This window comes from Kribbella sp. CWNU-51 (assembly GCF_054073265.1).
This window is the reverse complement of sequence record NZ_JBSXMZ010000040.1, coordinates 70218-88464: the sequence shown is the minus strand read 5'-3', so window position 1 is coordinate 88464 and position 18247 is coordinate 70218. Positions and strand designations below refer to the sequence as shown.

15 protein-coding genes are annotated in these 18247 nt (G+C 69.0%); 5 read left to right on the top strand and 10 right to left on the bottom strand.

The window, feature by feature from the left end; all coding sequences use genetic code 11:
* Nucleotides 1-35: 35 nt before the first annotated feature.
* From ACXC9Q_RS32910 to gcvT, 3 genes are all read right to left on the bottom strand, one after another.
* On the bottom strand, nt 36-1793 hold the full coding sequence (locus tag ACXC9Q_RS32910; RefSeq protein WP_457060556.1) for an ABC transporter substrate-binding protein: 1758 nt from the start codon (nt 1791-1793) through the stop codon (nt 36-38).
* A gap of 41 nt (nt 1794-1834) precedes the next feature.
* On the bottom strand, nt 1835-2842 hold the full coding sequence (locus ACXC9Q_RS32905; RefSeq protein WP_457060555.1) for an ABC transporter permease: 1008 nt from the start codon (nt 2840-2842) through the stop codon (nt 1835-1837).
* 473 nt (nt 2843-3315) lie between these two features.
* Nucleotides 3316-4422 carry a glycine cleavage system aminomethyltransferase GcvT gene (gene gcvT / locus ACXC9Q_RS32900; RefSeq protein WP_457060554.1) on the bottom strand — a complete coding sequence of 369 codons (1107 nt, stop codon included), beginning with the start codon at nt 4420-4422 and terminating at the stop codon, nt 3316-3318.
* A gap of 98 nt (nt 4423-4520) precedes the next feature.
* Between gcvT and ACXC9Q_RS32895 the strand changes: the two genes are divergently transcribed.
* Nucleotides 4521-6017 carry a leucyl aminopeptidase gene (locus tag ACXC9Q_RS32895; protein WP_457060553.1) on the top strand — a complete coding sequence of 499 codons (1497 nt, stop codon included), beginning with the start codon at nt 4521-4523 and terminating at the stop codon, nt 6015-6017.
* Here ACXC9Q_RS32895 and ACXC9Q_RS32890 read toward each other — a convergent pair.
* The 3 genes from ACXC9Q_RS32890 to ACXC9Q_RS32880 form a co-directional block, all read right to left on the bottom strand.
* Nucleotides 6006-6335 carry a cupin domain-containing protein gene (locus tag ACXC9Q_RS32890; protein ID WP_457060552.1) on the bottom strand — a complete coding sequence of 110 codons (330 nt, stop codon included), beginning with the start codon at nt 6333-6335 and terminating at the stop codon, nt 6006-6008. The genes ACXC9Q_RS32895 and ACXC9Q_RS32890 overlap by 12 nt on opposite strands.
* A gap of 1 nt (nt 6336) precedes the next feature.
* Complete coding sequence (locus ACXC9Q_RS32885) at nt 6337-7014, bottom strand: DUF2848 family protein (protein WP_457060551.1); 678 nt, start codon at nt 7012-7014, stop codon at nt 6337-6339.
* Between the two features lie 157 nt (nt 7015-7171).
* Nucleotides 7172-7810, bottom strand: a complete 639-nt coding sequence (locus ACXC9Q_RS32880; protein WP_457060550.1) for a GntR family transcriptional regulator — start codon at nt 7808-7810, stop codon at nt 7172-7174.
* 29 nt (nt 7811-7839) lie between these two features.
* Between ACXC9Q_RS32880 and ACXC9Q_RS32875 the strand changes: the two genes are divergently transcribed.
* Nucleotides 7840-8610 (top strand): carbon-nitrogen hydrolase family protein, encoded by a 771-nt coding sequence (locus tag ACXC9Q_RS32875; RefSeq protein WP_457060549.1) that lies wholly within the window; start codon nt 7840-7842, stop codon nt 8608-8610.
* A 7-nt stretch (nt 8611-8617) separates the two neighbouring features.
* Here ACXC9Q_RS32875 and ACXC9Q_RS32870 read toward each other — a convergent pair whose 3' ends face one another.
* A complete protein-coding gene (locus tag ACXC9Q_RS32870; protein ID WP_457060548.1) occupies nt 8618-8935 on the bottom strand; it encodes a hypothetical protein in 318 nt (105 codons plus the stop codon).
* 168 nt (nt 8936-9103) lie between these two features.
* Between ACXC9Q_RS32870 and lpdA the strand changes: the two genes are divergently transcribed.
* The 3 genes from lpdA to ACXC9Q_RS32855 all read left to right on the top strand — a co-directional run bounded on the left by lpdA (nt 9104) and on the right by ACXC9Q_RS32855 (nt 13709).
* Nucleotides 9104-10483 carry a dihydrolipoyl dehydrogenase gene (gene lpdA, locus ACXC9Q_RS32865; RefSeq protein WP_457060547.1) on the top strand — a complete coding sequence of 460 codons (1380 nt, stop codon included), beginning with the start codon at nt 9104-9106 and terminating at the stop codon, nt 10481-10483.
* A 244-nt stretch (nt 10484-10727) separates the two neighbouring features.
* Nucleotides 10728-12677: a 2-oxoglutarate dehydrogenase, E2 component, dihydrolipoamide succinyltransferase gene (gene sucB / locus ACXC9Q_RS32860; RefSeq protein WP_457060546.1), complete on the top strand. Its 1950-nt coding sequence runs from the start codon at nt 10728-10730 to the stop codon at nt 12675-12677.
* A gap of 141 nt (nt 12678-12818) precedes the next feature.
* Nucleotides 12819-13709: a TIGR01777 family oxidoreductase gene (locus tag ACXC9Q_RS32855; protein ID WP_457060545.1), complete on the top strand. Its 891-nt coding sequence runs from the start codon at nt 12819-12821 to the stop codon at nt 13707-13709.
* 787 nt (nt 13710-14496) lie between these two features.
* Here the strand turns inward: ACXC9Q_RS32855 and ACXC9Q_RS32850 are convergent.
* From ACXC9Q_RS32850 to ACXC9Q_RS32840, 3 genes are all read right to left on the bottom strand, one after another.
* Nucleotides 14497-14760, bottom strand: a complete 264-nt coding sequence (locus tag ACXC9Q_RS32850) for a hypothetical protein (protein WP_457060544.1) — start codon at nt 14758-14760, stop codon at nt 14497-14499.
* Between the two features lie 71 nt (nt 14761-14831).
* Nucleotides 14832-16478 carry a transposase gene (locus tag ACXC9Q_RS32845; protein WP_457060543.1) on the bottom strand — a complete coding sequence of 549 codons (1647 nt, stop codon included), beginning with the start codon at nt 16476-16478 and terminating at the stop codon, nt 14832-14834.
* Complete coding sequence (locus ACXC9Q_RS32840; protein ID WP_457060542.1) at nt 16447-18063, bottom strand: DUF222 domain-containing protein; 1617 nt, start codon at nt 18061-18063, stop codon at nt 16447-16449. The genes ACXC9Q_RS32845 and ACXC9Q_RS32840 overlap by 32 nt, the downstream gene beginning before the upstream one ends.
* Between the last annotated feature and the right edge of the window lie 184 nt (nt 18064-18247).

The following is an 18247-nucleotide window of genomic DNA, read 5'->3' as shown; positions in this document are numbered from 1 at the left end:
CGGACGCCTCACGGCTGTCCGGTCACTGGTACCGATCAGGGCTGCTTCAGGAACAGCGAGGTGAATTCGGGCATGCCCTGTGTCGGGTCGTTGATCGCGTTGCCGATGTTGGTTCCGACCAGGAACGCCGACCGCGACTGGTACTGCGGAAGAGCCGGCAGGTAGTCCTGCATGATCTTCTTGTCGAGGTTGATCCAGGCCTTGGTCTTCAGGGCCTCGTTCGGGTCCATGTTCGAGACCTTGTCGATCTCCGCGTCCAGCGCCTTGTCCTCGAGCTGGCCGACGCTGTTGCCCAGGGCGATCGCGTCGGAACGGAACAGCACCGGGGCCCAGGAGGAGCCGCTCGGCCAGTCGGAGCACCAACCGGTCGGAGCCTTCAGCATGTTCACCGGAGCGTTCTGGTCACCGGTGACGGTGCGGATCTGGGCCTTCGGCACGCCGATCGCCTTGACCTTGAACCCGGCCGCCTCGAGCTTCTGCTGGCGGACCTGGCTGCGCTGCGTCGCGATCTTGTCGTCGTTCGAGTAGTACCAAGACAGTTCGAAGCCGACCGCGTTCGCGTCCGTCAGCATCTGCTTGGCCTTGACCGGGTCACCGTCACCCTTGCCGTTCAGGCCCGGGATCTCGTAGTTCTCCCAGCCCGGAACCGACGGCGACATGTACGTCGAGGTGGACGGCTCGGCCAGCGACGTCCAGCCCGCGACCTTCCGCTCGGTGTCGTACGGGTACGCGGCCGCGACAGCCTTACGGACCGGCAGCGGGATCTTCCGGGTGTCCATCGGGACCATCCGGTTACACGGCGTCGCACCCTGGATCAGCTGAGACTTGTTCTGGTCGTTCATCTCAGGAACCAGCGTCGAGTCGATGTTGCTGTAGGTCAGCGCGCTCGCGTCCGGGCCGGAGCTGGCCAGGATCTGGCGCTGGATCTTCAGGGTGTCCAGGCCGAACTTGAAGTCGTAGCCGTCCAGGTACTGGTGGCGTACCGGGTCGGTGGCCGGGTCCCAGTTCGGGTTCTTGACCAGCTTGAGCTCGGTGCCCGGGTTGTACGAGTCGACCATGTACGGACCGGTCGACAGCGGCTTCTGCTCGTAGTTCTGCTTGGTGTCCTTCGCCTTCGGGATCGGCGTGAACATCGTGAACGCCGCGAAGAACGGCATGTCCGGGAACGGCTTGGCCAGGTGGATGACCAGCGTGGTGTCGTCCGGCGTCTCGACACCGGCGTAGACGTCACCGTTCGGGCCGTACGGGCCCTTGTACTTGTCGCCGTCCTTGAAGAACTGGATCTGGTACGCCGGTCCCGCGTCGTACAGGTCGTGAGCGAAGGATCGCTTGATCGAGTAGGCGTAGTCCTCGGCCTTGACCGGCGTGCCGTCGGAGTACTTGATGCCCGGCTTCAGCTTGAAGGTCCAGGTCAGCTTGTCGTCCGACACCTTGCCCAGGTCCTCGGCCAGGTCAGGCACCAGGACTGGCTTGTGGTCGGGGCCGTCGAGCCGGTACTGGGTCAGCGCCCGGAAGTACAGCTTCTCGATCTGGAAACCGTCGACGTAGTACGTGTTCGTCGGGTCGAAGGTGTCCGGCGTCACGTCGGACAGGATCGTCGCCGTACCGCCCTTCTTGAAACCGTCGACATCGGCGGCCGGGCCCTTGGCGCTCTCGTCCGTCACCTTCGTCTGGGTGGCGTTGGCCGGCCCGTTCGAGTCACTCGTAGTGCCGCTGTTCGATGACGGGCTGCCGCAGGCCACGGCGGCCAGCATGACCGTCGCCGCGACTGCGGTGATCCGTTTCCACTGCATGGTCGGGTTTCTCCTTTTCTGCCGCTGGGGCAATCGCCGTACTACCGGCGAGTCTTGGGGTCGAAGGCGTCCCGGACCGCATCGCCGAGGAGGGCGAGCGCGAGCACCAGGATGGTGATCGCCGCGACCGGAAGCCACAGGTACAGCGGGTCGGCCTTGAACCAGTTCGTCGCGCTGGCGATCGTCTGGCCCCACGACGGCCGGGGCTCGATCAGGCCGACGCCGAGGAAGGACAGCCCCGCTTCCGCGGTCACGTACGCCGGCAACGCGAGGGACGCCGAGATCACGATCGGGGCGACCAGGTTCGGCAGCAGTTCCTTGAACAGGATCCGCTGGGTCGACACGCCGATGGCCTTGGCGGCCAGGACGAACTCACGTTCACGCAGCGACAGCACCTCGCCGCGGATGATGCGCGCCAGTCCGGCCCAGCCGAAGAACGACAGCACGAAGATCAGCACATAGAACCGAGTGCTGGCCTGTTCCTCCGGTGTCAGGTTGAAGCTGCCACCGCGCCACGACTCGACGATCGGGACCATCGCGATGGCGAAGAGCAGGTACGGCAGGCTCAGCACGAAGTCGATGAACCAGGAGATGGTCCGGTCCACCCAGCCGCCGAGGAATCCGGCCAGCAGGCCCATCACGACACCGACCGTCGTGCCGAAGATGGTGGCCACGAACGCGACGATCAGCGACGGCCGGGCCCCGTAGACCCAGCGGGCGAAGTTGTCCCGGCCGGTCTTGGGCTCCACTCCGAACCAGTGATCGGGCGTGATGCCGATGGTCGGGAAGCCGAACTCGTCGACGAGCTCCGGGTGGAAGGTCTGGACGTCGCCGCCCTCGAGCCTGGCCAGCAGCGGCGCGAAGATCGCGATCAGTACGAAGAACAGCACGATGCACACGCAGATCACGGCGACCTTGTCCTTGCGGAGCCGGTCCATCGCGATCCGGGTCGGGGACTTACCGTGCGCCACGGTCGTCGCACGTACCGGTTCCGCCGACGCCGGGTGGTCCTCGATCCCTACGGTCGAGTCGGGTGACCCAATACTCATTCGCGCTCCGTCAGCTCTGTCAGCCGGAATTCTGTCCGTGGATCCGGCACATATCGGTGGATATCGTGCCGAAGCTTCGTTCTGTGGTGGGCTCTCGCCAAATCCCCTTGACAGGCCGATCCGCCACAACCGCGGGCAAGCCTGCCTGACACTGTGACACCAAGCCAGCGGTGCTCGGCACCAGTGCACAAATCGTTACCGGAACGGGTACTGGAACGGAACATTTACCCCGATCCGTCACCCGTTGCGATCAATCCTTCGCAAAACGCGTCGGCACAGTCCAGCCAGCGACCATTTTGTGCCAGCTTTTGACAGTCTGTGACGAAAAGTCACTCTTCGTGGAGCATTACCGAGTGTGATGAGGGTCAAGTCCCAGGAGCCTCTGGTGCTGCCCTGTCTCCTAGGTATACGCGCAGTAAAAGGCCCGAGCCAGGCTTCCGCCGGCTCGGGCCTCGGACTGGGGTGACCTGGGTTCAGCCTTCGCGGACGTGGACGGTGACGAAGGGCGGCTTGACGACGTCGAACGGCTCCTGCCGGCCGCGGATGTCGACGGTGACCTGGTCGCCTTCCTTCACCGTCGCGTCGAGCAGTGCGAGCGCGATGCCCTTCTTCAGCGTCGGTGAGAAGGTGCCGGACGTGACCTCGCCGAGTGCGGTTCCGGACTGGTCGAGAACCGTCATGTGCGGCCGTGGGATGCCACGGCCGGCCGCACGCAGGCCTCGCAGGATCCTGGCCGGCCCACGCTCCTTCTCGGCCCGCAGCGCCTCGTCACCCCAGAAGTGCTCCTTCTTCCAGCCCACGGCCCATCCGGACCGCGCCTGCACCGGTGTGATGTCCGGAGAGATGTCCTGACCGTGCAGCGGGTACCCCATCTCGGTCCGGAGCGTGTCCCGCGCACCCAGCCCGGCCGGGACGATGTCATACGCCGCACCGGCCGCCAGCAACGCGTCGAACACACCGACCGCGGCCTCGTTCGGTACGACGAGCTCGTACCCGCGCTCGCCCGTATAACCGGTCCGGCACACGACTACCGGCGTACCGGCGAAGTCAGCCGTCGCGAACGACATGTAGTCGTGCCCGGTCGGCAGGCCGATCGCGCCCACCACCTCGTCGCTGTTCGTCCCCTGCACCGCGAGGATCGCGTAGTCGTCGTGGGTGTTGGTCACCACGACGCCCTCGGGCGCGTCGGCCTGCAGCAGCCGGACCACCTCGGCGGTGTTGGCCGCGTTCGGGATCAGGAACACGTTGTCGTCGGCGTGCAGGTAGGCGATCAGGTCGTCGACCACTCCCCCGCGCTCGTTGCAGCACAGCGTGTACTGCGCCTGGCCCGGAGCGATCTTGCCGAGGTCGTTGGTCAGGCACGAGTTGACGTACGCCGCCGCACCCGGACCCTTCACGGTCGCCTTGCCCAGGTGACTCACGTCGAAGACGCCGACCGACGTACGGACCGCGGTGTGTTCGGCGACGACGCCCGAGTACTCCAGTGGCATCTCCCAGCCGCCGAACTCGGCGAACTTGGCGCCGAGCGCGACATGGCGCTCGTGCAGCGGCGACTTCTTCAGATCAGGCGACTCGGTCATGGAGGGGAAACTACCTGACGCGTAGCATGCGGAGGCAGCATGCACGTACCGTCACGGCCGGCCATCTGCCTCGCCGGTCAAGGAGGACTGAGGATTTCGTGACCACCATCACCCTGAGCAAGTCAGATGCCGCCGGCGTCAAGACCGACGCCGTAGTCATCGGCGTGGTCAAACTCGGCGGCGCCGTCACCCTGCCGGCCGGCACCGAGGCGCTGAATGCCGCGTACGGCGGGAAGTTGGTGGAGGTGCTGTCCGGCCTCGGCGCCACCGGTAAGGCCGGAGAGGTGACCAAGGTGCCCGGTGCGAAGCCGGGCAAGTCGGCGACCGTGATCGCGGTCGGTCTGGGCGAGGCGCCCGACGGTGCGCTGAAGACCGAGGATTTGCGGAAGGCGGCCGGCGCCGGTGTCCGGGCCGCGAAGACCACGCAGTCGGTCGCGTTCGCGCTGCCGGCGCCGGATGCCGAGTGCGTCCGCGCGATCGCCGAGGGCGCGCTGCTCGGTCGCTACACGTTCACGGCGTACAAGTCGGCGGAGGGCACCACCGAGGCGCCCGGCAACCTCACCGTGCTGACCGACCTGGCCCGGAACAAGGACGCCAAGGCCGCGCTGGAGCGGGCCGAGGTGACCGCCGACGCGGTCGCCCAGGTGCGCGACTGGGTGAACACCCCGCCCTCGGACCTGAACCCGGTCGACTTCGCCGCCTCGGCCGTGAAGCTCGGCAAGGAGTACGGCGTCAAGGTCGAGGTGCTGGACGAGAAAGCGCTGGTCAAGGGCGGGTACGGCGGCATCCTCGGCGTCGGCCAGGGATCGGCCAACCCACCGCGGCTGATCCGGATCAGCTACACCCCGAAGAAGCCGGTCACCCATCTGGCCTTCGTCGGCAAGGGCATCACCTTCGACTCGGGTGGTCTCTCCCTGAAGACGTCCACCGGCATGGTGAGCATGAAGGCCGACATGGCCGGCGCCGCCGCGGTGCTCGGCGCGACCATCGCGATCGCCCGCCTCGGGCTGCCGGTCCAGGTCACGACGTACGCCGCGATGGCCGAGAACATGCCGTCCGGATCCGCGGCCCGGCCGTCCGACGTCCTGACCATGTACGGCGGCAAGACCGTCGAGGTGCTGAACACCGACGCCGAAGGCCGGCTCGTGCTCGGCGACGCGCTGGTCCGTGCGTCCGAGGACCAGCCGGACCTGATCGTCGACGTGGCCACCCTGACCGGCGCCTGCGTCGTTGCCCTGGGCACTAAAGTGGCCGGCGCGTTCGCGAACACCGACACCGCCCGGGACAGGGTCGTGGACGCCGCGATCGCGGCCGGTGAGTCGATGTGGCCGCTGCCGATCCCGGCCGAGATGCTGGACAAGCTGAAGTCGCACTCGAAGGTCGCCGACCTGGCCAACATCACCGGCGAGCCGTGGGGCGGCGCGCTGGCCGCCGCCGCGTTCCTCGGCGACTTCGTTGCCGAAGGCATCGACTGGGTCCACCTGGACGTGGCCGGCCCGGCCTTCAACGAGGGCGGCGCGTCCGGCTACACCCCGGCCGGTGGCACGGGGTACGCCGTACGCACGCTGATCGAGCTGGCCGCGTCAGCGACCTGAGTAGCGGATCTCGAGCATCGTGCAGCCGTCCGTCGTGCTGTACGGACCGTGCGGCATCCCCGGCGGCCGGCAGGCATAGTCGCCGGGGTGGAAGGTCTGCTCGAGGGTGAGATCGGTCAGCGATCCCTCGAGCAGATAGACCTCTTCGACGTACTCATGCCGGATCACCTCGGTGCCCGACGTCGTACCGGGAGCCCAGCGGGCCAGCCGGGTCAGAGTGCCGTCGACATCCTGGCTCAGAACTCGCTGGGTGATGCCGGCGCCTGCATCGGTCCACGCCACGCTCCGGGCGGGGAAGAACTCCTTCTGCTCCTTCACGTCAGCCCCAGGCCGGTGCGAGCTGCTCGACCGTGTACACGACGCGACTGGTCAACCCGCGCGGATCAGTCAGCTCCACCCGCCACGCTTCGGCGAACTGGTCGACACCGGGGATCATCGGGATCGTGCCGCCGAGCAGCACGGTACCCGGGACGACGCGGTCGCCGAGCCGCTTCAGCCAATACGCCGGTGGCAGCAGCTGGGCCAGCGCGCCGTCCTGGATCAGCTGCTCGGTGTCGCCGTGCCGGACCCATGCCTTCAAGGTGAACCGGTCGAGCTCGTCTTCGATCTCCGCGAGCGGCCAGGCGACGTCACCCAGCAGGTCCGGTGCGGATTGTTTGCTCCAGGCAACGCCATGCACCTCGAGCGCCCGGTCGGTGTGGTCGCAAGCGGCCGTCAGCAGGACGTCGTCCTCCCCGACCACCAGCGCCCACTCCGCCTCGCCCGAGGTCTTGGCGTGCGCCACCTGGACGACCTCGGGCCGTCCGACCAGAGACGCGGACAGGGGGTACAGCGTCGGGATTCGGCCCGGAGCCGGTACGCCGAGCTCGGCCAGTTCGTCCACGTGGTGCTGGACCTGCTCGGTGTCGCGACCGGCGTACCCGGCGTTGAGGGCGTAGCGGACCGGGATCGTCCGCTCACGGCCGTCCGGCAGGGTGAACTGCAGGGCCTGGCTCATCGATTCCTCCATCTTCTCGGCGTCGGCGCTTGCGTGAACACGTCGTATACAACGAGTATGGAACATCCCCTCGTGGAGGTCCACCTCGATGTCCAGCGCTCCCCCCGGCCGCTCGGCGGCATCTTCTTCGGCCGGCTCAGTGGCGAGAGCCTTGCGCTCAGCCCTGCATGAGAAGCGAGCCGGTGGTGCCGAGGTGGCTGAGGATCGCCTTCTCGGCTGCCGCCGCGTCGCCCGCCACCAGACCGTCGACGATGGCCTGGTGCTCCGCGAGTACGTCCTGCCGGCGGGTGGCACTGCGCTGCAGGGCCACGACGCCGAGCAGCACGTGCTTGGCCCGCAGGTTGTCGTACAGCCGGCCGAGGACCGAGTTGCCGCCCGCCTCGACCAGCAGCGCGTGGAACTGGCTGTCCAGCTCGATGAACTCCTTCGCGTCGCCGCGCTCGACGACCGCTCGCTGCTGCTCGAGCACCGCGGACATCGCCTCGACCGGGGCGAGACCGGCCGTCAGGGAGGTGGTCGCGGCCCAGCACTCGATCACACCGCGAGCCTGCATCAGCTCGGCGATCTCCCGGCCCGGCAGCGGCGCGACGAACGCACCGCGGTGCGGCACGAGCTGGACCAGGTCCTCGGCGGCGAGCATCAGCAAGGCCTCCCGGACCGGCGTCCGCGAGACGCCGACCTCGGTCGCGACGACCTGCTCGTTGATGAACGTCCCCGACACGGCCGGGTCGCTCAGCACCGTCCCCCGCAAGTATTGATAGGCGCGATCACGGCCGGAATCCCCACTCAATTGCATACTCAATGTATACGGCTTCGGAGGTTCTCATGACAGTCCTGCGCGTGGCCGCCGCCCAGGTCAGCAGTGGCCGGGATCCGGTCGCCAATCTAGCCACCGCGACCGCTGCGGTCCGGCAGGCGGCCTCGGACGGGGCCGAGCTGATCGCCCTTCCCGAAGCCACGCTGGCCTGCTTCGGCACCGACCTGAGCAGCATCGCCGAACCGTTGGACGGACCGTTCGCGTCCGGCTTGCGCAAGGTCGCCGCGGACCTCGGGGTCGTCGTCGCGGCCGGCCTGTTCGAGCCGTCCTCGGACGGGCGAGTGCACAACACGGTGCTCGTCACGGGACCCGGCGTCGAGGCGTCGTACCGGAAGATCCATCTGTACGACGCCTTCGGCTCGCGCGAGTCGGACACCGTTGCTCCGGGCAAGGAGCTGGTGACGTTCCGGTGGCGGGACGTGACGATCGGGATGGCGACCTGCTACGACCTGCGGTTCGCCGAGCAGTTCACCGCACTCGGGCGGCTCGGCGCGGAGCTGATCGTCGTACCGGCGTCGTGGGGCGCGGGACCTGGCAAGGAAGAGCAGTGGGACCTACTCACGCGGGCGCGCGCCGCCGACGCGCAGGCCTGGCTGCTGGCGTGCGACCAGGCCCACGTTCCCCCAGTGGGCACGGATCCGCTGGGCATCGGGCGCAGCAGTCTCACGAGTCCGCTGGGCCAGACTCACACGAGGCTGGGGGCAGTCGCTGACATCCTGCACGCCACCGTCGATACGTCAGGTGTCGCGACGGTCCGGGCGCGCGTGCCGATCCTTTAGATCGCTTCTACGTGCGGCCGTTCTTCTTCATGCGGGCGTTGTACTCACGCATCCGGGGCGGGTAGCCGACCACGGCCGCGTCGTACGACGGGATGCCGAGCCGGTTGGCGAAATCGTGCGCCCATCGCACGGACGGGACCCGGCGCCGGGTCCACTCGCCGTCGATGGCTACCAGCAGCAAGGTGTACTCAGTCACCGCCGTCCGCGGCTCGACGAATCCCTCGACGCCCTGGCGGGTCTGGGCGAACTCCCGCAGGTGCGCCTGATCGGGGGTGTCCGACCGGCGCATCGTTCCGGCCTTCTGCCGGCGACCGAACCACTTCATGAGGTAAGTGTCCCCTATCCCGGCAAGTGCCCGGGGCGAAAGCCGGCGTAACGGTTCCATCGGCGGCGTGCCCGGCCCGGCGGTGGCGCCGATGGGGATCGGTGGAAAGATGACGCCGGGCCGGAACCGCGATCCGGGGCCGCCCGACCGACACCCACGGAGGAACCTGTGACTGATAGCGGTACGACGTTCGACCTGGTGATTCTCGGTGGCGGCAGCGGTGGCTACGCCGCCGCACTGCGCGCCGCGACCCTCGGGCTGTCCGTCGCCATGGTGGAAAAGGACAAGGTCGGCGGCACCTGCCTGCACCGCGGCTGCATCCCGACCAAGGCGCTCCTGCACGCCGCGGAGGTGGCCGACTCGGCCCGTGGGGGCGAGCAGTTCGGCGTCCGTACGACGCTCGAGGGCGTCGACATGGGTGGCGTGAACAAGTACAAGGACGGCGTCGTCGACCGGCTGTTCAAGGGTCTGCTGGGCCAGGTCAAGGCCCGCGGCATCACCGTGATCGAGGGCGAGGGGCGGCTGACCTCCCCGACCACGGTCCAGGTCGGCGACACGACGTACACCGGCCGCAACATCATCCTTGCGTCCGGCTCCTATTCCCGCTCCCTGCCCGGCCTCGAACTCGACGGGCATCGGGTGATCGCGAGCGAGCATGCGCTGACGCTGGACCGTGTCCCGGAATCCGCCGTCGTGCTGGGTGGCGGGGTGATCGGCGTCGAGTTCGCCAGCGCGTGGACGTCCTTCGGCACCGCCGTGACCATCGTCGAGGCGCTGCCGCGGCTCGTCCCGGCCGAGGACGCGGATTGTTCGAAGACGCTGGAGCGGGCGTTCCGGAAGCGGAAGATCGCCTTCAAGACGGGTACGCCGTTCGAGTCCGTCGCGGTGACGGATTCCGGGGTGCGCGTGACGGTCGCCGGTGGTGAGGTGATCGAGGCCGAGCTGCTGCTGGTCGCGGTCGGTCGTGGCCCGAACACCTCCGGGTTGGGCTACGAGGAGGTCGGCGTAGCGCTCGACCGCGGGTTCGTCACCGTGGACGCGACGCTGCAGACCAGCGTGCCTGGGGTGTACGCGGTCGGCGACATCGTGCCGGGGCTGCAGCTCGCGCACCGCGGGTTCCAGCAGGGCATCTTCGTTGCCGAGCACATCGCCGGTCTGTCGCCGACCCCGATCGACGAGGCCGGCATCCCGCGCGTCACCTACTCCGAGCCGGAGGTGGCGTCGGTCGGTCTGACCGAGGAGCAGGCCCGGGCGAAGTACGGCGACGTCGAGATCCTCAACTACAACCTCGGCGGCAACGGCAAGAGCCAGATCCTCAAGACGTCCGGCTTCGTCAAGCTGGTCCGCGCCAAGGACGGCGCCGTCGTCGGCCTGCATATGGTCGGCGCGCGCGTCGGCGAACTGATCGGCGAAGCCCAGCTGATCTACAACTGGGAGGCCTACCCGGCCGACGTCGCACCCCTCGTCCACGCCCACCCCACCCAGAACGAAGCTCTCGGCGAAGCCCACCTCGCCCTCGCCGGGAAACCACTGCACTTCCACGATTAGGAGAGGTCGCATGACCGGCTGCCGTGGCGAGCAGGTGCTCGGCGGAGTGCCTCGGTGCGCGCCGAGTGCCGCGCAGTAGGCAGTCGGTCTTGTGACCTGTCCTTGGACGCTCGGGCGGGTTGTGGGCCGCCCGAGTAGGTTGGAGGCCGTTGGGGGCGTGCGGGCGCCGTGACCCGGATCCCGCCCGCTCCGGCGGCACCGTAGGCTGACACTCGACCGATCAGACGAAGGAGCAACGACCGTCATGCCGACCTCTGTATCCCTGCCGGCCCTCGGGGAGAGCGTCACCGAAGGAACCGTCACCCGCTGGCTCAAGCAGGTCGGCGACACGGTTGCCGTCGACGAGCCCCTGCTGGAGGTCTCGACCGACAAGGTCGACACCGAGATCCCGTCCCCGGTCGCCGGCACCCTGCTGGAGATCAAGGCCGCCGAGGACGAGACCGTCGAGGTCGGCGCCGAACTGGCCCTCATCGGCGACGCCGGCGAATCCTCCGCCCCCGCCCCCGCCGCGGAGACCCCAGCCGAGCAGGCCCCGGCCCAGGAAGCGCCCGCCGCGGAAGCCGCCCCGGCCCAGCAAGCACCGGCCCAGGCCGCCCCGGCGCAGGAGGCTCCGGCCGCCCCACCCGCGGAGACCCAGGCCGCTCCGGCCGACTCCGCCCCCGCCGACACCGCCCAGGCCTCGTCTGACTCTTCTACGGCCGCAGCGGCCTCGGCCCCCGCCTCCGGTGGCACCTCGGTCACCCTCCCCGCCCTCGGCGAGAGCGTCACCGAAGGAACCGTCACCCGCTGGCTCAAGCAGGTCGGCGACGACGTAGCCGTCGACGAACCCCTCCTCGAGGTCTCCACCGACAAGGTCGACACCGAGATCCCGTCCCCCATCGCCGGCAAGCTCCTCGAAATCAAGGTCGCCGAAGACGAGACCGTAGAGGTAGGCGCCGAACTAGCCATCGTAGGCACCGCCGACGCCGCCCCGGCCGCTTCTTCCGCCCCCGCGGCCCCCGCCGAAGCCCAGCCCGCGGCCCCGGCCCCGCAAGCCGCCCCCGCCCAGCCCGCTCCGGCTGCACAGGCCCCGGCCCCGCAGGCGGCCCCCGCCCAGGCCCCGGCGGCACAGGCCCCGGCCGCGCAGGCCCCGGCCGCGCAGGCCGCCCCCGCCCAGGCTGCTCCGGCCCAGGCCCCCGCCGTCGCTGCTCCGGCCGCATCGGCACAGCCCGCAACCCGGGCCCCGGCCACCTCCACACCCCCGGCCGCGTCCCCGAACGGCTCCTCCTCCGACGCCCCGAACTACGTCACCCCGCTCGTACGCAAGCTGGCAGCAGAGCACCAGGTTGACCTCAACGCCGTACAGGGCACCGGTGTCGGCGGCCGGATCCGCAAGCAGGACGTGATCGCCGCCGCCGAAGCGAAGAAGGCCGCAGCAGCCGCACCCGCCGCCGCAGCCCCGGCCGCCGCAGCCCCCGCGGCGAAGGCTCCGTCGATCAGCCCGCTGCGCGGGACGACCGAGAAGATGAGCCGGATCCGCAAGGCGATCGCGAGCCACATGGTCAACTCGCTGAAGGTCTCGGCCCAGCTGACCACCGTGGTCGAGGTCGACGTCACCGAGATCGCCAAGCTGCGGAACGCGAAGAAGGCCGAGTTCGAGGCCCGCGAGGGCGTCAAGCTGTCCTTCCTGCCGTTCTTCGCACTCGCCGCGATCGACGCGCTGAAGCAGTACCCGAAGCTGAACGCGTCGATCGACGAGGAGGCCGGCGAGATCACGTACCACGCCGCCGAGCACCTCGGCATCGCCGTGGACGTGGAGAAGGGCCTGATGGTCCCGGTCGTGCACAACGCCGGCGACCTGAACATCGCCGGCCTGGCGAAGAAGATCGCCGACCTGGCCGAGCGCACCCGCACCAACAAGGTGCTGCCGGACGAGATGGCAGGCGGCACGTTCACCATCACCAACACCGGCAGCCGCGGCGCCCTGTTCGACACGCCGATCCTGAACCAGCCGCAGGTCGGCATGCTCGGCACCGGTGCCGTCGTGAAGCGCCCGGTCGTCATCACTCACCCGGAGCTCGGCGAGACGATCGCAATCCGGCAGATGGTGTTCCTGGCCCTCACCTACGACCACCGCCTGGTCGACGGCGCCGACGCGGCCCGCTACCTGACCGCCGTCAAGCAGCGCCTCGAAGAGGCCCAGTTCGACGTCTGATCCCGACCAGACGCCGGCGCCGGTGTCCGTCTCGCTCGAGACGGGTACCGGCGCCTTGTCATTCGACCCCGAATACCTGCAACCGCAGCCAGTCCACGGCGCGACCCCACCACGGACATGGCTGATCAAGGAGCACGCTGGATGAAGTACGTCCTGGCCGGCGCATCCGGCTTCCTCGGCAAAGCCCTCGCCCGCGACCTGGTGACCGACGGCCACCAGGTGCTCCGACTGGTACGACGTACGCCGTCGAGCGCCGACGAAATCCGCTGGGACCCGGCTCGTGGCGACCTGGATCCGGCCGCACTCGGCGACCCCGATGTCCTGGTCAACCTGGCCGGCGCGAACATCGGCCGCCCGTGGACTCCGACGTACCGCACCCTCATCCGCGAGAGTCGCGTCAGCACCACCGCAACTCTCGCGGCCGTCGCGGGGCAACTCGAACGTCCGCCGGTTGTGATCACGCAGAGCGGGGTCGGCGGCTACGGGCTCGACTGCGGCGACCGCATCCTCACCGAGGACTCCGAACTCGGTGAGGGTTTCCTCTCCGACGTCGTACGCCTGTGGGAAGGCGCCCTCGAACCCGCCCGCGCCGCCGGCAGCCGCGTCGCCGCCCTCCGCACCGGCGTCGTCCTCGACCGCAAGGCGCCCGCGTTCCAGCTCCTCTCGCTCCCCTTCCGCGTGGGTCTCGGCGGCCGCCTCGGATCCGGCACCCAGTACTTCCCCGTCATCTCCCTCACCGACTGGCTCCGCGCCGTCCGCTTCGTCGCCGAACACGACACCCTCAGCGGCCCCGTCAACGCCACCCTCCCCGTCCCCGCCACCAACAACGACTTCACGCAAGCCCTCGCCACCGCCCTCCACCGCCCCGCCTTCGTCCCCGTCCCCGCCTTCGTCATGAAGGCCGCCCTGGGCGAGTTCGCCTGGGAACTCCTAGGCAGCAAACGAGCCCTCCCCGCCCGGCTCCAATCCCACAACTTCGCCTTCCACCACCCCACCGCCCCCACAGCCATTTCCGCCGCCCTGACCTCCTAACCTGAACCACGTCGCTACGCACACCCGGACCTACAACGGGGCCCCGAGGCCGGCACCCTGTGTTGTGTAGCGACCCTCCTGTGGGCGTCGCCGAGGCCGGTCCGGTGCAGCTGATCTCCTCAGCGGCCGCGCTACGGAACGACCCCCGCGCCATCGCGCCACGGATCAGCCGGCCGCACGTCCTGGAGATCTCTTGGTTGATCGCCAACCAACCCCCACCCCTTCGAATCCGCGGGCTCACCCAATGGGATGGGCAACTCACCCCAAATGGCCAAGCTCACCGCGTCCCGAACCGACAAAGGCGCCCCATCCCCAGCCCCCTCGCTGCCAGCCAGCAACAACCGCTGCAACATCCCTCCACGTATGCCGCGAATGGCGGGGCCCGACGAGCTACGAACATCCGGGACCGCACGGCTCCTCGGCGCGCATGCCGAGCCAAGTTCGGACGACAGCGTTGTCGAACCGAGCTCGACCGATGGAGTTGCCGACCCGAGCTCATCCGATGGAATCGTAGAGCCGAGCCCGGACGATCGAGTCGTAGAGCCCAGCTCAGCCGGCGAGGCAGTCCGGGACTGACCTGATGGGTCGTGTCCGGTGTGCGTTGGGGCCGTCCGAGATGGACCAGACAAGCTTGGTCCGACGTTCGGCGGGTCCGTGCGCGATGAACCAGTCGGGGCCGGTCCTGCGAGCGGTGAGGCTGCGCGGGATGAACCAGTCGGGGCTGGTCCTGCGAGCGGTGAGGCCGCGCGGGATGGATCGCACAGGATCGGTTCCGTGTGCGGTGAGCTCATGCGGGATGCACCGTTCGTGCTTGGTCCGGTGGGCGGTGACGGTGGCGGCGGCGGTGGCGGCGGCGGTGGCGGTGGCTGTTGGGCAGGCTGGTGCCGTGGTCGGCAGGGTCGGGTTGCCGGGCTGGTCGGGTGGCGCGCTGGGGTGGCGGGTCGGCCCAGGCGGGGCGGGCGACGTGGACCTCGCCGTCGGTGATGGTGATGGTCCAGTCGCCGTGGTGCAGGTCGACGTGATGGCGGCGGCAGAGCGGAGGCTGTCGCACGAATCCTTGGGGCCGCGGCGCAGGTGTGGGTGTCTTTGGGTGGGGTGGGGTGGGGTGGGGTGACCTGCCGATCAGGCGGGGGCTGTGTGTTGCAGTTTGAGGAGGTTGTGGACGGTGCAGATGAGGCGCCACTCGCTGTGCACGGCGGGAAGGCTTCGGCGGGTGAATCGGCGGTAGCCGAGATTGGCTTTGATGTTGCCGAAGACGGGTTCGATGCTCGAGGCCCGTTTCTTGTAGAGCTCTGCGTTGGTGGGATCGGCGAGTTTGGTGTCCATCGCTTTGCGTGCAACGGTTGGGTCGGTGGCCTCGCCTCGGACGTGGGCGAGCATCGCGTTGATCCGGGTGTCGGAAACGGTGAGCTCGTCTCTGGCGGCTCGCTTGGATATCTCGCCGCGGGCGAGTCGTTCGATGACTGGGATCCACTCGGCGGGTTCGGGTTCGGCGCTGCGGGTGATGCGTTGCCCGTCGCTTCCGAAGTACCGCTTGGTCATGTCCCGCACCCAGGTGTGGGAGACGCCGAGGATCTCGCCGGCCTTGCGTTGTGACAACTCGCCGCGGTTGACCTTGGCCAGGACCGCGAGCTTGTCGTCGTCGGGCTTGTCGGCCTTGCGCCATGAGGACTTCTTCGTCGCGATCAGAACCTCGGCGCCGACGCCGGTGGTGCCGTTGGCAGCTGTCCAGTAGCCGGCGTCGGCAACGAACGCCCCGACACCGTCGCCGTGTCCGGCGTCAGTGAGGTTCTCGGCCACCGCGGTGGCCATGGGCAGGAAGTGGGGTTGGTCGTTGGTGGTTGCGGTGGCCTCGGCCGCGACCACGATCTGACCGGTGGTTGCGGCGGCCTGGGCGTTGTAGCCCTGCACGCCCTTCGAGGCGGTCGCGATGATCCGTGAATGCGGGTCGGTAGTGTTGGCCCGCCGGGGACGCGACCGCCGTGCAGTGTCCTTCTTGGGTGCCGGCCCGGTCAGTTTCCGGCCGCGCTCGGCCTCCTTCTTCGCCCGCTCGGCCATCCGGGTCTCGTAGTCACGCGCCTTCTGCGATTCCAGCTCGTCCAGCGCGGCCCGGATCCGTGCCCGCCGGTCCCGGCCACCTGCCCATTGCGCAGGAAGCTCATCACCGCGGGACTCACCGTGCTCGGCGTCCTCGGCCTCGTCGACCGCCGCCGCCTCGTCCAGAATCACCCTCGCCGCTGCCTTCGCAGCCTCAGCCAACCCGGCAGACCCCGCCAGCCCTGCTACGTCCTGCGACTCGTTGGCCTCGGCAAACCCTGGGAGTTCCTTGCTCAAGGCATCACGTTTGCGGTTGGCGAAGAACGAGGCATTCGCAGCGATCTTCGTGCCGTCGATCGCGACCACACCGGCATCGACCAGCCCGGCCTTCACACACAAACCAAGGACCTGCCCGAACAGACCGGCGATCGCTCCTTGATGACGTGCCCGGAACCGCGCGATCGTGGCGTGATCGGGCTGCTGGTTCGCCGCGACCACCCGGTAAGCGACGTCCTCGACCAAACGCCGCTCGACACGACGCGAGGAACGCTCACCAGTGCAGTACGCATACAGCAACACCGCCATCATCATCGACGGGTCATACACCGAACCACCGCGCCCATCAGTCCGATACGCCGCGAAGAACTCCGCAAGATCAAGCTCAGCCACGGTGTCGAGCACGAAGAACGCCAGATGATCCTCAGGCAGCCACTCCCGCACAGAAGGAGGCATCAACATCAGCTGGTCCACATCGCCACAACGCACGTTCACAGCCACACCCGAGTATTTCGCACCACCCCAGCCCCACCCGCCCGACACGCGATTCATGCGACAGCCTCAGCAGGCACAGGTTGTGCACGGCGGTGGCGCCGCCGTCGATCCACGACTGCAGGTGGTGGGCGTCGCACTGCACCGGTGGCGCACCGCACACGACGCAGCCTGTGTCGCGGGCGTTCAGGGCGCGGCGCATCGCGCCGGTGACCAGCCGCTCGGCCCGCCCGACGTCCAACGGCTCCGACTTCGACCCCAACACCAGCGGGATGACCTTCGCATCGCAGGCGAGTCGCCGGATGGTGGCCGCGGACAGTCCGTCGCCGTACACCACGTCGCCGATGGCGTCCGCGGTCGCGGACTTCAGGTCCTGCAGGTCGATGGTCACGGTGATGTTCGCCTTCGCACCGAACCCCGGAATCCGCCCAGCCCCACCAGCACCGACCCCGCCCGGCCCGTCCGCGTCCGCCCTGCCGACCCTGAGCGTCCCGTCCGCGTCCGCCGTACCGGCACCGGCCGGACTGGCACCAGCCGCACCCGTCGTACCGACGCCGGCCTCAGTCACGTCAGCCTGACCAGCGCCCGCCATATCAGCATCGGCCGCACCCGCCGTACCGGCACCGGCCGAACCCGGCGTCCCAGCGCCCGCCGTATCAGCACCGGCCGAACCCGTCGTGCGGGCGCGGGCTGTAGTGGCACCGGCCGTGGCGGCATCAGTTGGACGGGCTGGGGTGGTGGTGTCGTAGGCGGTGGCGGCGAGGGTGAGGGCGGTGGTGAGGGCGTCGGCTTGGCGTTTGTCGCGGGGGCGGGGGTCGAGGTCGCCGGTGTGGGTGCGGTGGGGGCGGGCGCCGGCGTGGATGAGGGAGCGGAGGAGTTCGGCGTTTTCGTTGGCCAGGTAGCCGCGGAACTTCACGCCCCGGTCGGCTCCGGTCAGGGTGAGCGATTCGCGGGCGTAGGCCTGGTGTTCGTCGGGTTCGGGGCCGTCGGTGTCGTGGATGTCGCGGACGCGTTGGCCGGCCTTGCGTAGTTCGGCCGGGGACAGGTGGCGGGCCAGGGCGAGGAGTTCGCGTTCGGCCACGTCGAGGTCTTCGACCGGGACGGTGTCGGGGATTTTCTCGAGCGCGGTCACGATCGCCTCGGCCTGGGCCGGGCGCAGGAACCCCTCCGCCGCCCCCGCGCCACCCGCCTCGTCCGGCTCGTCGGGCTCTGGCGCGTCGTCGGGTGGATCTGTCGGCGGGTCGTTGCCCGGCGCGCCGGGGTGGCCGGTGGCGGGCAGGGCGGCCGACACGGCGGCATACTTCGAGAGGGTTTGGGCGAGGCGGACGTCGCGGCGGGCTTGGGGGCGGTCGAGGCGGTAGCGGAACGCGAGTAACTGGGTGGTGTCGTGGGCGCCGATTTCCTGGGCGTAGCCGTCGTGGTCGAGGCCGGCGATGAGGTGGAGGCGGTAGGTCTGCCGGCGGGCGAGGTCGGCCTCGAGGGCGTCGAGAGCCGCGAGCTTTTCGCTGCCGCTCATCGACCACACCGGCCGCTCGCCCAGGAGTTCCATGCCGTCAACTCTAGACACAGCCACCGACAGTTCCCAAACCCGGAACCCCTTGTTTTCAAGGGATTCTGCTCATCCACAACGCATCGTCGGCTGTCCACAACCTGCAGCCCTTGTGGACAACCTGAAGGACGTTGCCTCGGGCAACATCAGGCTCGGTCGAGTCGCTGCTGACGGTCGAGGCGGC